Below are 14,925 nucleotides of genomic sequence, written 5' to 3' on the forward strand. Positions count from 1 at the left end.
CCGCTTCGTATGCCAGCTTAAGGGCTATGAAGGCTGGCAGTGGACGGTCACGCTGTTCCATGACGAGGAGGCGGAACGCTGGACGGTCAACGAGTCCACGCTGGTGCCCACGGAGGATGCCCTGCGCCCGCCGGCGTGGGTGCCGTGGAAGGACCGGCTGGAACCGACCGATCTGTCCGTCACCGATTCGATCGGCACGGATCCCGACGACCCGCGCATCGAGGAGGGCTTCCGCAAGACCGAACCCGCCGTTGCCGATACGCCGTCGCAGGACGAGGGCGCGGCCGTCGTCGCGGATGCCGGTGAGTCGGATGCGGTTGACGCCGCTTCCGCCGATGCGCGGGCCGCCGATGAGGCCGCGCCGTCGGATGACGCGGATGTCGCGGATGCCGCGGCGACGAGTGCGGGCACGACGGCTGCGGCCGATGCCGCCGTCGCCGACGATGCGGTCATTGAGGCATCCGCTGATCCGACGGAGCCGGCCGTCGCGCCATCCGTCACGTCCGAACAGGACGTTGACGACGCGGTGCGCGAGTTCAACCTGTCGCGCCGGCACGTCCTGACCCCGCTCGGCCGTGCGCAGGCTGCCAAGCGTTGGTACGAGGGCCAGCACGGTCCCAAGTCGCTGTCGACGAAAACCGCCGACGGCAACGTGTGCGCCAACTGCGGCTTCTTCATCCAGCTCAAGGGCGAACTCAACATGCTCTTCGGCGTGTGCGCGAACAAGTGGAGCCCGGACGACGGCCGCGTGGTCTCCATCGACCACGGCTGCGGCGAGCATTCGGAGATCGACCCGCCGGAGCCGAGCAGACTGTGGGTGCAGTCCAAACCCGCGTATGACGATTACCACATCGACGTCGTCGCGCAGGCGCCGCGCGAGGAACGCGGCCAGATCGAACTGATCGAACGGCTCAACGACGCCGGCATCGAGGTGGGCAAGGGCGTGATCGTGCTCCGCTCGCAGATCTGACGCAGACGCAGACACGGCCGCTGCCCGTCGTATCCGATGTCGCACGCGACATGATGAGGGGGTGGTCCGGGAATTTCCGGACCGCCCCCTCATCGCATATATCGATCAGGCGATCATGGTCGCGTATCGCGTCGCGTGAACGCGACGTCCAAGGCGGCAGGTCAGTGCACGACCGTGACCGTGCACTCGGCCAGATTGACGATCTGCTTGGAGACCGAGCCGAGGAAATGCGCGTCCAGACCGGACAGGCCACGCGAGCCGACCACCAGATGGCTCGCATAACGGGACGCCGCGATCAGACCCTTCGCGGCGGCGATATGGAACGCATGGGACTGCACGACCAGCCCGCCGTCGAACGATTCGCCGGACAGCATGTCGTCCAACAGATGCTCCGCGCGACGCTGGCCCTCGGCCACCGGGGCCACCGCGTTCTCATAGCCGGGCACGATGCCCAGATCCTTGAGCTGCCAGCAGAACAGGACATGCAACGGCAGCCCGTGCACGCGCGCCTCATGCGCGGCGAACTCCAACGCGCGGCGCGACGTGGCCGAGCCATCCACGCCGACCACCACGGGTCTGCCGCCGTCGGTCGCGGGCCGAGCATAGCCGACCGTCGCATCCCCGGGCGTCAGCGCGTTCGCGATCGCGTCCTGCATCGTCTCGTCCTCGTCGGTGAAGATGCGCACCACCGTCACCGGCACCGTCGCCTCCTCGGCAAGAGACGCGGAGAACGAACCGGTGAACCAGCGGGCCACGCGTCCCAGCGAACGGCGGCCGACCACCAGCTGCTGCGCGTCCTTGCCGATCCGCAGCAGCGCGGACGTGCCGGACGCATGCACCGACGTGAGCGTCACGTCATCCGCGGACACGTCGTCCAGTCCGGCCACGGCCTCGTCCACCCATGCGCGAAGCCGTTCGGTGATCTGTGCACGCAGCTGGGCCCAGCCCTCCTCGCTGTTCGGCTCCGAACCCATATCCCACGAACGGGTCCATCCATATACGGCGTTCACGCGCTGGCCGGTCAGCTGCGCCTCGCGCAAAGCCCAGCGCAACGCGGCGAAGGATTCGTCCGAACCGTCCACGCCGACCACGATGTCGGCCAGAGTCGTCTTCTCGGTCATCATGCCCTCCTTGACATAACTTCGACAAAACCAGCATAACGTCTTACGTTGCGTTCTCAGCGCAATTCGTGGGACAACGGGAAGAAACGTCACCGTGAATCGGTAGAGTGTCAGTGAATAACAAGAGTGGAAGGACAAGCATGTTCGAACGGTTTACCGACCGTGCCCGGCGCGTCATCGTGCTGGCGCAGGAAGAGGCTCGTGCCCTCCAGCACAACTATATCGGCACCGAGCATCTGCTGCTCGGCCTGATTCGTGAAGGCGAAGGCGTCGCAGCCAAGGCGCTCGCATCGAAGGGCGTGACCCTCGAGGACACCCGCAAGCAGGTCGAAGAGATGATCGGCAAGGGCAACGCGGCTCCCGGTGGGCACATTCCCTTCACGCCGCACGCCAAGCAGGTGCTGGAGCTGAGCTTGCGCGAGGCGCTGCAGCTGGGACACAGCTACATCGGCACCGAGCACATCCTGCTCGGCCTCATTCGCGAGGGCGAAGGCGTGGGCACGCAGGTGCTCATCAAGATGGACGTCGATCTGGGTGAGCTGCGCAGCGCGACGATCGATATGATCCGCGGCAACTCCGCGACCGGGGACGGTCAGAACAAGGGCGATCTCGCGAACGCGGGCGGCGTGCAGGACAAGCGCGCGCAGACCGGCTCCGCGATCCTCGACCAGTTCGGCCGGAACCTGACGGCCGAGGCGGCCGAAGGCAAGCTCGACCCCGTCATCGGACGTTCCAAGGAGATCGAACGCGTGATGGTCGTGCTCTCCCGTCGCACCAAGAACAACCCGGTGCTGATCGGCGAGCCCGGCGTCGGCAAGACCGCCGTCGTCGAAGGCCTCGCGCAGAAGATCAACGCGGGCGACGTGCCGGAGACGCTCAAGGGCAAGCAGGTCTACTCGCTTGACCTCGGCTCCATGGTGGCCGGCTCGCGCTACCGTGGCGATTTCGAGGAACGCCTTAAGAAGGTGCTCAAGGAGATCAAGACCCGCGGCGACATCGTGCTGTTCATCGACGAGATCCACACGATCGTCGGCGCCGGCTCGGCCGACGGCGCGCTCGGCGCGTCCGATATGCTCAAGCCGATGCTCGCGCGCGGCGAACTGCAGACCATCGGCGCGACCACGACCGACGAGTACCGCAAGTACATCGAGAAGGATGCGGCGCTCGAACGCCGCTTCCAGCCGATCCAGGTGCACGAGCCGTCGATCGCGGAGACCATCGAGATCTTGAAGGGCTTGCGCTCGCGCTACGAGAACCACCACAAGGTGACCATCACCGACGGTGCGCTGCAGTCCGCGGCCGAACTCTCGGCCCGCTACATCCAGGACCGCAACCTGCCGGACAAGGCCATCGACCTGATCGACGAGGCCGGCGCGCGCCTGCGCATCAAGCGCCTGACCGCGCCGCCGGAGCTCAAGGACCTCGACAACCGCATCGCCAAGCTCGCCGCCGACAAGGACGAGGCCATCAAGGCCCAGGACTTCGAGAAGGCCGCGAAGCTGCGCGACAGCCAGGAGAAGCTGGAGGCCGAGCGCAAGGACAAGGAGACGGCCTGGAAGCAGGGCGAATCCGACGTCAAGATGGTCGTGGACGAGGACGTGATCGCCGAAGTGATCTCGAACACCACGGGCATCCCGGTGTTCAAGCTCACGCAGGCCGAATCCAAGAAGCTCATGAACATGGAGGCCGAGCTGCACAAGCGCATCATCGGCCAGGACGAGGCCGTCTCGGCCCTGTCCCGTTCGATCCGCCGCGCCCGCGTCGGCCTCAAGGACCCGAAGCGCCCCGCCGGTTCGTTCATCTTCGCCGGTCCGACCGGCGTCGGCAAGACCGAGCTGGCCAAGGCGCTCGCCGAGTTCCTGTTCGACGACGAGGACGCGCTCATCCGCGTCGACATGTCCGAGTTCTCCGAGAAGTACGCCGCGTCGCGTCTGTTCGGCGCGCCTCCGGGATACGTCGGCTACGAGGAGGGCGGCGAGCTCACCGAGAAGGTGCGCCGCAAGCCGTTCTCCGTCGTGCTGTTCGACGAGATCGAAAAGGCGCATCCGGACATCTTCAACACGCTGCTGCAGGTGCTGGATGACGGCCATCTGACCGACGGCCAGGGACGCAAGGTGGACTTCAAGAACACCATCATCATCCTGACCACCAACCTCGGCACACGCGACATCGCGAAGATGGCGAACACCGGCTTCAACCTCGGCACGAACACCGAGTCGAGCTACCAGCGCATGAAGGACCAGGTGAGCACGGAGCTCAAGCAGCAGTTCCGCCCCGAGTTCCTCAACCGTCTGGACGACATCATCGTCTTCAAGCAGCTCACCGAGCCGCAGGTGCGTCAGATCGTTGATCTGGACGTCAAGCAGCTCAACGACCGCCTGTTCGACCGCCATATGTCGCTCGAACTCACCGACGCGGCCAAGGACCTGCTCGCGCAGAAGGGTTTCGACCCGCTGCTCGGCGCCCGTCCGCTGCGTCGCGTGATCCAGCGCGACATCGAGGACGCCATTTCGGAGAAGATCCTGATGGGCGACCTCAAGGACGGCCAGAAGGTGACCGTGGGCACCGAGGGCGACAATGTGCTCGACGAGGAATTCACCTTCACCGGTGAGGACTTCGACGGTGCCAAGCCGGCCGACGAATCCGGCGAGGACGACAAGCCTGAGCTGGTTGCGGCCGACGCGTCCGCGGACGGCGCCGCCGAATAGCGTACGGCACCGGCGCACCATACTCCGGCATGACATGATGGGGCTGTGGTTCCAAGGAACCACAGCCCTTTGTCGTACAATTACGCATCGTAGGATCCGTACGATCAGGAGACGATGCAGTCATGGCAGATATCGTGACCAACGAAATCAGGACGGACGATACGGGCGACGGAACTGATACGGCCGGAGCCGGCGCGACCGGGGACGTGCGGCGCAATCTCGCCGCGATCGACGAGGTGATCGCGCGTGGGCGGTTCAAGGACGATTGGGCGTCGCTGCAGCGGCATCGGACGCCGCAGTGGTTCGAGGACGCGAAGTTCGGCATCTTCATCCACTGGGGCGTCTATTCGGTGCCGGCGTTCGGCAGCGAATGGTATTCGCGCAACATGTACATCCAGGGATCGAAGGAATTCGATCATCACGTGAAGACCTACGGTCCGCAGAAGGAATTCGGATACAAGGACTTCATCCCGATGTTCAAGGCCGAACGGTTCGACCCGGACGCATGGGCCGACCTGTTCGAGCGCACCGGCGCGAAATACGTGGTGCCGGTCGCCGAGCACCACGATGGATTCCAGATGTACCGAAGCCGCCTGTCGCATTGGAACGCCGCCGAAATGGGGCCGAAGCGCGACGTGCTCGGCGAGCTGACGCGCGCGTTCCATGAGCATGGGCTGGTGAACGGCGCCTCCTCGCACCGCGTCGAACACTGGTTCTTCATGGGGCACGGCAAGGAGTTCGACAGCGACATCCACGAGCCGATGCGACGCGGCGACTTCTACTGGCCCGCCATGCCCGAACCCGATCATATGGACCAGCGCAGCACGCCGTACCCGACCGCCGAATTCCTCGAGGACTGGCTGCTGCGATCCTGCGAGATCGTCGACGAATACCGGCCGAAGGTGCTTTATTTCGACTGGTGGATCCTGCACGAGGCCGTCCAGCCGTACCTGAAGAAGTTCGCCGCCTACTATTACGACCGTGCCGACGAATGGGGCGAGGAGGTCACGATCTGCTACAAGCAGGATTCGTTCATGTTCGGCACCGCCACGCCGGACGTGGAACGCGGCCAGCTCGCCGAAGCCAAGCCGTACCACTGGCAGACCGACACGGCGATCGCATTGAATTCGTGGTGCTACACCGAAAACAACCAGTACCGTCCGGCGGCCGAGATCCTGCAGGACCTGGTCGACATCGTCTCCAAGAACGGCAATCTGCTGCTCAACGTCGGTCCGAAGGCCGACGGCACGTTCGGCGACGAGGATCTCGCCGTACTGACCGCGATCGGCGACTGGATGCATGTCAACGGCGAGGCGATCTACGGCAGCAAGCCGTGGAAGCGGTTCGGCGAAGGCCCGACGCAGATCATCGAAGGCCAGTTCTCCGACGCCGTGAAGAAGAACTTCACCTCGCGCGACGTGCGCTATACGATCAACGGCGACAACCTGTACGCCATCGCCATGCGCGCCGCCGACGACGGCGTATACCGCTTCGAACGGCTCAAGAACGGCGACGCCGAACACAACGCCGACTTCCACGGCCTCATCCGCGACATCCACGTGCTTGGCGGCACCGGCGAGCCGCTCGACTGGACCCGCGACGACACCGCGCTTGAAGTGCACGCACCGGGCGTCGGCGGCGACGCCCCGGTCGTGTTCCGCATCGCCATCGCGTGACGGAGTGCATGGGTGAAGGGTGGAGGCCGCGGTGACAAGCCGGCCTCTACCATATCGGAGGCGAAAAAACAAGACTGTTGTTTCCTTGCGATGCGCGGTAGCCTACGGCAGGGGTCATGAGACAAGGCGGACAGGTGGTTGGGTCCCGGTCCCGTCTCGTGCGCCCGATCCATATGACACCGTCACCGAGAAGAGGAGACCATGCCCGTTTCGCACCAGCACGCCAAGACGCTCCGTTCACTGATCGCCGCTGCGCTCGCCGCCGCGACCATGCTCGGCGCTGCCGCCTGCGGCACCAGCCAGAACGCCTCCGAAGCCACGGATACGTCGAGCTCGTCCTCGTCCTCAACCGAGAGCGGCGCGTTCCCGGTCACGATCAAGCACGCCCTCGGCGAAACCACGATCGACAGCCAGCCCAAGCGCGTCGCCGCCGTCGGATGGGGCGCGGACGATGCGCTGATCGCGCTCGACGTCATCCCCGTCACCATGCAGAAGAACACGTACGGCAAAACCGTGGACGGCTTCCTGTCATGGACGAAGCAGGCGCTCGACGACAAGGGCGTGGCCGAGGCCGACATGCCGCAGCTGCACGACGAATCCGACGACATCGACGCCGAGGCCATCGCCGCCACCGAACCCGACCTGATCCTCGGCCCCTATTCGGGCATCACCGAGGAGCAGTACAAGACGCTGTCCAAGATCGCGCCCACCGTCCCGTACATCAAGACCGCGTGGAGCGAACCGTGGCGCGATGAGATCAAGGTCGTCGCCGAGGCCGTCGGCAAGACGACGGAAGGCGACACGCTCATCGCCGACCTCGAGCGGACCATCGCCGACGAAGCGGCCAAGTACCCGGCCATCAAGGGCAAAACCGCGGCCGTCATGTACATGGACGCCTCCAAGCTCTCATCGTTCAGCATCTACAACACGCTCGATACGCGCGCCCAGTTCCTCAACGACCTCGGCTTCGACACCCCCGAATCGGTGAAGAAGATCAGCGAGAACGCCGACAGCTTCTACACCGACGTGTCCGCCGAGAACGCCGACCAGTACTCCGACATCGACGTGATCGTCACCTACGGCACCTCCGATCTGCTGGCCGCCCTGCAGAAGGACCCGCTGCTGTCCAAGATCCCCGCCATCAAGCGAGGCTCGGTCGTCGTGATCAACAGCGACACCGTGCTGGCGAACGCGCTCAACCCCACCGCGCTGTCCATCCCCGCCACCACCGCCGACTACATGACGATGCTCGGCGAGGCCGCGGCCAAGGTCCAGTGACGTCACGGCAACGTCGTCGTGCCGGTACCGGACCCGGACTCGGGCTCGGCGCCGGCACGACGGGCATCATCATCGTGGCCCTTATGGCGGCGCTCGCCGTCGTCTGCGCGCTGTCCGTCCTCTTCGGCTCGCGCGCGGTGACGTTCGACCAGGTGGTGTACGCATTCACCTCGTCGGCGGACGGCACCGGCGGCACTGACGGCATCGTGTCCGAAGTGGTGCGTCTGCGCGTGCCGCGCACCGTGCTTGGAATCCTCGTCGGCGCGGCGTTGGCCGTATCGGGCGCGCTCATGCAGGGCGTGATGCGCAACCCGCTCGCCGATCCGTCGATCCTCGGACTCAACTCCGGGGCCGCATTCGCCGTGGTCTGCGCGATCGCCACGATCGGCCTGTCCACGCCAGCCCAGTACATGATCGTCGCGCTCATCGGCGGCGCAGCGGCCGCGATACTGGTCTGGGTACTCGGATCGATCGGCCGTACGGGCGCGACCCCGCTCAAATTCACGCTGGCCGGCGCGGTTCTCGGATCCGCGCTCGCATCGCTCACCTCGGCGATCATGCTGCCGCGCGCCGACGTGATCAGCACCTATCGCTTCTGGCAGGTCGGCGGCATCTCCGGCGCGCGGTTCAACCTCATGGCCCCCGTCGTGCCGATGCTGCTCATCGGATTCATACTCGCCGTGTTCAGCGCACGCCAACTCAACATGCTTGCCCTTGGCGACCAGATGGCCGCCGGACTCGGCGTGAGCGTGACCCGCGCGCGAGCGATAGCATGGGCCGGCGCGGTATTGCTGAGCGCCGGATCGACCGCGCTCGCCGGACCGATCGGCTTCGTCGGACTCGTCGTGCCGCACGCGGCCCGCATCATCGTCGGCTCCGACTATCGCCGGATCATCGGCCTGTGCATGCTGATCGGACCGCTGCTGCTCGTCGCGTCCGACGTGATCGGCCGCGTGATCTCACGCCCCGGCGACGTGGAGGTCGGCATCGTGACCGCGCTGATCGGCGCGCCCGTGTTCATCGCGCTCGCGCGCACGGGAAAGATGACGGAGGTATGAGATGAGCGCACACGATGCCGTCATCCACGCGCTGCACGGGCTGCGCACCGTACGTCGACGCGCGACGCGACGCCGCATCCTCGTACTGGCGGCGCTCGCCGCGCTGACCCTCCTGCTGTTCTACCTCGATCTGTCATACGGCCGCACGTTCTACGAACCGTCCAAGGTGTTCGGCGTACTGGCCGGACAGGACGTACCCGGCGCCGGATTCATCATCGGCGAACTCAGATTGCCGCGCGTGATCGTCGGCACGCTCGCCGGCATCGCGTTCGGCATGGCCGGCTCAAGCTTCCAGCTCATGCTGCGCAACACGATGGCCAGCCCCGATATCATCGGCATCACTTCAGGAGCGAATCTTGCCGCAGTCGTCGGCATCATCGTGCTGCACTGGTCGGGGACCGGTCTGTCCATGCTCGCCATGGCCGGAGGCCTCGCCACGGCAGCCGCCGTCTCATGGCTGTCATGGAAGGGCATACTCGCCCCGACCCGTCTGCTGCTCATGGGCATCGGCCTGGCCGCCGCGCTCAACGCGGCCACCTCGTGGGTGCTGATCCGCGGCGACCAATGGGACATGCAGGCCGCGTCGCGCTGGCTGACCGGTTCGCTCGCCTCCGCCGACTGGAGCGACGTGCCGCAGCTCGCCGTGATCGTAATCGTCGCCGGCGTGCCGCTGCTCGCGCTCGCCCGACAGATCGACGTGCTACGGCTCGGCGAAAGCACCGCACGTGAACTTGGCGTGCGCGTCGATCTGGTGCAGACGATGGTGATCGTGCTCGCCGTGATCCTCCTGTCGTCCGCGACGGCGGCCAGCGGCCCGATCGCGTTCGTCTCGTTCCTGTCCGGACCGATCGCCGCATGGCTGTCCGGACCGAGCCGGCCCGCGCTGGCACCGGCGGGACTCGTCGGCGCGTCGATCGTGCTGCTGTCCGACATCGTCGCCCAGCATGTCCCTCCCACGCAGCTGCCGGTCGGCGTGATCACCGGCATCATCGGCGGGCCGGCGCTTATCGCGCTCATGGTCCGCATGTCCAGAAAGCAGGTGTTCGTATGAGTGTCAACCCGTCCGATCCCGCCACCACGGACCGTTCGCGCCATACGTTGCGCGCCGACGGTGTCCGACTGTCGTACGACCGGCGCGAAATCATCCACGGACTCGACTTCGACGTTCCCGCCGGCCGGATCGGCGCGATCATCGGCGCGAACGGCTGCGGCAAATCCACACTGCTCAAAGGACTGGCGCGACTGCTCAAGCCGTCCGACGGCAGCGTGCTGCTCGACGGCAAGGCGATCAACACGATGCCCACCCGGCAGGTCGCCACGATCGTCGGTTTGCTGCCGCAGTCGCCGATCGCACCGGAAGGCATCACCATCGCCGATCTCGTATCCCGCGGACGCCACCCGCATCAGGGACTCGTCGGCTCATGGCGGGACGAGGACGAACAGGCCGTCGCCCACGCGCTCGCCGTGACCGGCCTGGCCGAACTCGCCGACCGTCCCGTCGACGAAGTGTCCGGCGGACAGCGGCAGCGCGCGTGGATCGCCCTCGCGCTCGCCCAGCAGACCGACATCCTGCTGCTTGACGAGCCGACCACCTATCTCGACATCGCCTACCAGCTGGAAGTGCTCGACCTGCTGTGCGAACTCAATGCGACCGAACACACCACGATCGTGATGGTGCTGCACGACCTCAATCAGGCGATCCGCTACACCGACTGGATCCTCGCGCTGCGCGACGGCGAACGAGTCTACTACGGCACTCCGCGGGAGGTGATCAGCGAGCAGATGGTCGCCGACGTGTTCGACACGGAGGCGCGGATCGTCACCGATCCCGACACCGGACTGCCGCTTATGGTGCCCGATGCGCGGCACAGCCTCGCGCGGTTCCGCAAGTGACGCCGGACGCCCGTGACGATGATGCGTGCGCGCGGCCGCGGCGATGCGCATGACGGAATATCAAGAGCCGACAGGGGATGATCGGCATGACAAGGAGCAACGATATGGAAACGAATGAACGACCGTCGTTCTATCCGTTCCGCGCCCTGGTGGCCGAAACGCGTCGCATCGCGCCGCATTTCATGCGCGTGACGTTCGCGGGGCCGGAGTTGTGCGACGTGTTGGACGCCGGATACGACCAGCGCATCAAGATCCTGCTGCCGCTCGCCGACGACCCGCAGTGGGAACGTTCGCCGCTGCTGACGGACGAATGCCGTGACAAAGGATTGTGGTGGGACGTGTGGCGCGGTCTGCCGCTCGACCGACGTCCGATCATGCGCACGTACACCGTGCGGTCGGTCGGGCTCGGAGGACGGGTGACCGTCGATTTCGTGCTGCACGACGACGCCGGTCCGGCCGGAACGTTCGCGGCGTGCGCGCGGCCCGGCGACATGGTGGTGCTTGTCGCACCGGACGCGCGGGCCACCACGTATGGCGGCGGCATCGACTTTCATCCGGGGAATGCGGGGGAGGTGCTGCTTGTCGGCGACGAAACGGCCACGCCGGCGATCGGCGGCATTCTGCGGTCTTTGGCACGTTCCGGCTGGAAGGGCAGGGCGACGGCGCTGATCGAGGTGCCGGATGCGGGCGATCGGCTCGACATGCCGGCGTTGGCGTCGTCGAGCATCGAATGGATCGCGCGGGGCGGCAGTCGCCGCGGAATGCTGCTGGGCGAGCGGGTGCGCAGGTATGCGGATCGGCATCGCGCATGCTTCGATGCCGGCGCGGCCGGAACGGCTGAAGCGGTCGTGGGGGAGCCGGACGGAACGCCGGCATTCACGGAACCCGATATCGATCGTGAGCTGCTGTGGGAGACTCCGGACGATGCGCGTGCGGACGGATTCTACGCGTGGACGGCCGGCGAGGCCGCCGTGGTGAGGGACGTTCGACGCATCCTGCTGCGCGATTACGGCCTCGAGCGGAGCCGTGCGGCGTTCATGGGATATTGGCGGGACGGCAAGGCCGAACTGTAACGGGCTTGCAGGCGCAACGCCATACGAAGAATCGGGAAAGGCTCCCTTTCGCCGCACACGCATGACATGAATGTGCGGCGAAAGGGAGCCTTTCCGCAACGATTGATCGGCACCTGCCGGTATCGATCAATCGGAACCGTTACTTGATGGCGTTCAGCCACTGCTCCTTGGTGGCCTTCTCGGCCTCGAGCTTGGCCTTCTTCTTCGGATCGGACTCGGCGGCGATCTTCTCGTTCAGCTCGGCGAGCTGTGCGTTGAGCTGCTCCTCGAAGCTGGACTTGCGGGCGTCGGCCTCCGGATCGGTCTTCTTCCAGGCGGCGTCCTCGACGGCCTTGATCTGCTTGTCGACCGCGTCGAGGCGGCCCTCGATGCGGCGCATGTCGTCACGCGGCACGTAGCCGATCTGATCCCACTCCTCCTGAATGGCGGCGAGGGCCTGACGGGCCTTCTTCGCGGCGGCCTCGTCGGCGACCGGAACGAGCGCCTCGGCCTTGGCGAGCAGTTCCTCCTTCTTGGCGAGGTTCTCCTTTTCGGAGGAGGAGATCTGGTCACGGTCGGCCTGACGCGCGTTGAAGAACGTGTCGGCGGCGGCGCGGAACTGCGCCCACAGGGCGTCGTCCTCGTTGCGGCCGGCGCGGCCCGCCTGCTTCCAGCGGTCCATCAGCTCGTTGAACTTGCGGGAGGTCTCGCCCCAGGCGGTCGAGTCCTTCAGCTCGTTCGCCTCGGCGATGATCGCCTCCTTGGCCTCCTTGGCGGCGTTGCGCTCGTTGTCGCGCTCCTGCGCCCACTTGCGACGGCCCTGGTTGAACTTGGTGCGCGCGGCGGAGAAGCGCTTCCAGAGCGCATCCGCCTCGGCCTTGTCGATGCGCACGCCGCTGGTGCGCTGGTGCTCCTGCCACTGGTCGAACAGGGCGCGGAACTTGTCGGCGGTGGAACGCCAGTTCGTATTCTCGCCCAGGGACGCGGCCAGCTCCTCGGCCTTGACGACGATCGCGGTGCGCTCCTCGACGGCCTTCGCCACGGCGGCCTTGCGGGCCTCGGCCAGCTGGGCCTTCTTGGCGGCGCCTTCGGCCTTGAGCGCCTCGAACTGCGCCTTCAGGGCGGCGATGTCACCGACCACGGCCGGCTGCTCGGTCTCCTCGGCGAGCAGCTTGAGCGACTCGTCGATCTCGCGCGGCTTGACGTTGGAGGCCTTCAGGCGGCTCGCCAGCAGGTTCAGTTTCGCCTTGAGGTCCAGGAAACGGCGGGCGTACAGCGCCAGCGCCTCCTCCTTGGACACGTCCGGGAACTGGCCGACCTCACGCTCGCCCTCGCCGTCCTTGACGAAGACGGTGCCGTTCTCGTCGACGCGGCCGAACGCCTCGGCGGCCTTGACGTCGGCCTCGGTGTAGGCGTCGTTGGCCGGAGCCGGGGCGGAGGTGTGCGGGTGCGCGGCCTTCTTGGCGAACGCGGCGGGGGAGGGGGCGTGCGGCTTCGGCATGCTTGCGGGTGTCGGCTGTGCGGGCTTGGCGCTGGCCTGTGACTCAGGGGCGGGCGTGCTTGCCTGCTCGGTGGTTTCGGTGTTCTTCTCTTCGGTGACGTTCTCGTCGGCCATGGCCAGCTCCTTAAGCTACAAGGTGGTAGAGGGGTTGCAAAACGTGCGTTCCCGGCCGAAGGCCGGTGCCGCGTTTTCCGCAACCTCCCTTATTATAGGGAACCGTGGCTAAAGGCGCATCTATTTCAGGATTTCCAGAGTGGCTCCCCTCTGAACGTGTCGTGGAGCAGCGTGTCATCGATACGCTACGTAGGGTATTTGAGCTGAACGGGTTCATCGGCATCGAGACCCGTGCGGTCGAGCAGGGTTCGAGTCTGCTCAAGAAAGGCGAGACCAGCAAGGAGATCTACCTGCTGAGCCGCCTGCAGGAGGTCGGTCAGGAGAACGACACCCCGGTCGAGGACCGTCTCGGTCTGCATTTCGACCTCACCGTGCCGCTGAGCCGGTACGTCGTCGAGCATTCCGGCGATCTGGCGTTCCCGTTCAAGCGTTGGCAGATCCAGAAGGTCTGGCGCGGCGAGCGTCCGCAGGAGGGCCGCTTCCGCGAGTTCGTGCAGGCCGACATCGACGTGATCGGCCAGGGCGAGCTGCCCGACCACTATGAGGTCGAGCTGCCGTTGGTCATGGTCTCCGCGCTGGAGCGCCTGCGCGAGTTCGGCCTGCCGAAGGCGACCGTGCATGCGAACAACCGCAAGCTGTCCGAGGGCTTCTACCGTGGCCTGGGACTTACCGACATCGAAGGCGTGCTGCGCGAGATCGACAAGCTCGACAAGATCGGCGCGGACGAGGTCGCGAAGCTCCTGGTCGAAGGATGCGGCGCGAGCGAGGCGCAGGCGCGCGCCTGCCTCGAGCTCGCCGACCTGACCGCCGCCGACGGCGCGGAACTGTCCGCCAAGTTCGACGCGCTGTGCGCGGCGCACGGCATCGCGACCGACTCCGACGCGTACGCGCTGGCCCGTCAGGGACTCGACACGCTCGCGATGATCGTCGACGAGGCGGCCCGCATCCGTCCCGGCTCGGTGATCGCCGACCTCAAGATCGCCCGCGGACTCGACTACTACACCGGTTCCGTCTACGAGACGTTCCTCGACGGCGCCGCATCGCTCGGCTCGATCTGCTCGGGCGGACGCTACGACAACCTCGCCTCGCAGGGCAACCGCAAGTACCCGGGCGTCGGCCTGTCGATCGGCCTGTCCCGTCTTGTGTCGTACATGCTGCACACGGCCGGCGCGCACGCCAGCCGCGTCTCGCCGGCGGCCGTGCTCGTGGCCGTCTGGAACGAGGAGGACCGTCCCGCGTCGAACCTGATCGCGAACGCGCTGCGCGAGCGCGGCATCGCCGCCGACGTCGCCCCCACCGCGGCCAAGCTCGGCAAGCAGATCAAGTACGCCGACAAGCTCGGCATCCCGTACGTGTGGTTCCCGGCGGACAAGGCCGATGAGAACGCTCACGACGAAGTCAAGAACATCGTCAGCGGCGAGCAGACGCAGGCCGACGCACAGTCTTGGGAACCGGATACGCTGGTTGCCCGGCAAACCGTGGAAATCAAAGGAGTAGAGGAAGCATGAGCCAGACGGCTTACAGAACACATCATGCAACCGACGTCACCGAGGC

Annotated in this window: 11 protein-coding genes; 9 read left to right on the forward strand and 2 right to left on the reverse strand. The window is 66.2% G+C overall.

What is annotated here, in order from left to right; all coding sequences use genetic code 11:
• On the forward strand, positions 1-970 hold a 970-nt coding region (locus JS533_RS11875), incomplete at its 5' end, for a DUF3027 domain-containing protein (protein WP_241514848.1).
• A gap of 161 nt (positions 971-1,131) precedes the next feature.
• Here JS533_RS11875 and JS533_RS11880 read toward each other — a convergent pair.
• Positions 1,132-2,091, reverse strand: a complete 960-nt coding sequence (locus JS533_RS11880) for a universal stress protein (RefSeq protein WP_241514867.1) — start codon at positions 2,089-2,091, stop codon at positions 1,132-1,134.
• Positions 2,092-2,231: 140 nt separating this feature from the next.
• Between JS533_RS11880 and JS533_RS11885 the strand changes: the two genes are divergently transcribed.
• The 7 genes from JS533_RS11885 to JS533_RS11915 all read left to right on the forward strand — a co-directional run bounded on the left by JS533_RS11885 (position 2,232) and on the right by JS533_RS11915 (position 11,777).
• Positions 2,232-4,799, forward strand: a complete 2,568-nt coding sequence (locus JS533_RS11885; protein ID WP_241514850.1) for an ATP-dependent Clp protease ATP-binding subunit — start codon at positions 2,232-2,234, stop codon at positions 4,797-4,799.
• Positions 4,800-4,921: 122 nt separating this feature from the next.
• Positions 4,922-6,475 carry an alpha-L-fucosidase gene (locus JS533_RS11890; protein WP_241514851.1) on the forward strand — a complete coding sequence of 518 codons (1,554 nt, stop codon included), beginning with the start codon at positions 4,922-4,924 and terminating at the stop codon, positions 6,473-6,475.
• 201 nt (positions 6,476-6,676) lie between these two features.
• Complete coding sequence (locus tag JS533_RS11895; RefSeq protein ID WP_241514853.1) at positions 6,677-7,753, forward strand: iron-siderophore ABC transporter substrate-binding protein; 1,077 nt, start codon at positions 6,677-6,679, stop codon at positions 7,751-7,753.
• A complete protein-coding gene (locus JS533_RS11900; RefSeq protein ID WP_241514855.1) occupies positions 7,750-8,811 on the forward strand; it encodes a FecCD family ABC transporter permease in 1,062 nt (353 codons plus the stop codon). Before JS533_RS11895 ends, JS533_RS11900 begins: the two co-directional genes overlap by 4 nt.
• A 1-nt stretch (position 8,812) precedes the next feature.
• A complete protein-coding gene (locus tag JS533_RS11905) occupies positions 8,813-9,862 on the forward strand; it encodes a FecCD family ABC transporter permease (RefSeq protein WP_241514857.1) in 1,050 nt (349 codons plus the stop codon).
• Positions 9,859-10,704: an ABC transporter ATP-binding protein gene (locus JS533_RS11910; RefSeq protein ID WP_241514860.1), complete on the forward strand. Its 846-nt coding sequence runs from the start codon at positions 9,859-9,861 to the stop codon at positions 10,702-10,704. Before JS533_RS11905 ends, JS533_RS11910 begins: the two co-directional genes overlap by 4 nt.
• Before the next feature lie 104 nt (positions 10,705-10,808).
• Entirely contained in the window at positions 10,809-11,777 is a 969-nt protein-coding gene (locus JS533_RS11915) for a siderophore-interacting protein (protein ID WP_241514862.1), read from the forward strand.
• 139 nt (positions 11,778-11,916) lie between these two features.
• Here the strand turns inward: JS533_RS11915 and JS533_RS11920 are convergent, their stop codons facing one another.
• A complete protein-coding gene (locus tag JS533_RS11920) occupies positions 11,917-13,371 on the reverse strand; it encodes a DUF349 domain-containing protein (protein ID WP_241514864.1) in 1,455 nt (484 codons plus the stop codon).
• 104 nt (positions 13,372-13,475) lie between these two features.
• Between JS533_RS11920 and hisS the strand changes: the two genes are divergently transcribed.
• Positions 13,476-14,879 carry a histidine--tRNA ligase gene (gene hisS / locus JS533_RS11925; protein WP_241514866.1) on the forward strand — a complete coding sequence of 468 codons (1,404 nt, stop codon included), beginning with the start codon at positions 13,476-13,478 and terminating at the stop codon, positions 14,877-14,879.
• Positions 14,880-14,925: the final 46 nt, after the last annotated feature.

The organism is Bifidobacterium amazonense (assembly GCF_018555435.2).
GTDB lineage: Bacteria > Actinomycetota > Actinomycetes > Actinomycetales > Bifidobacteriaceae > Bifidobacterium > Bifidobacterium amazonense.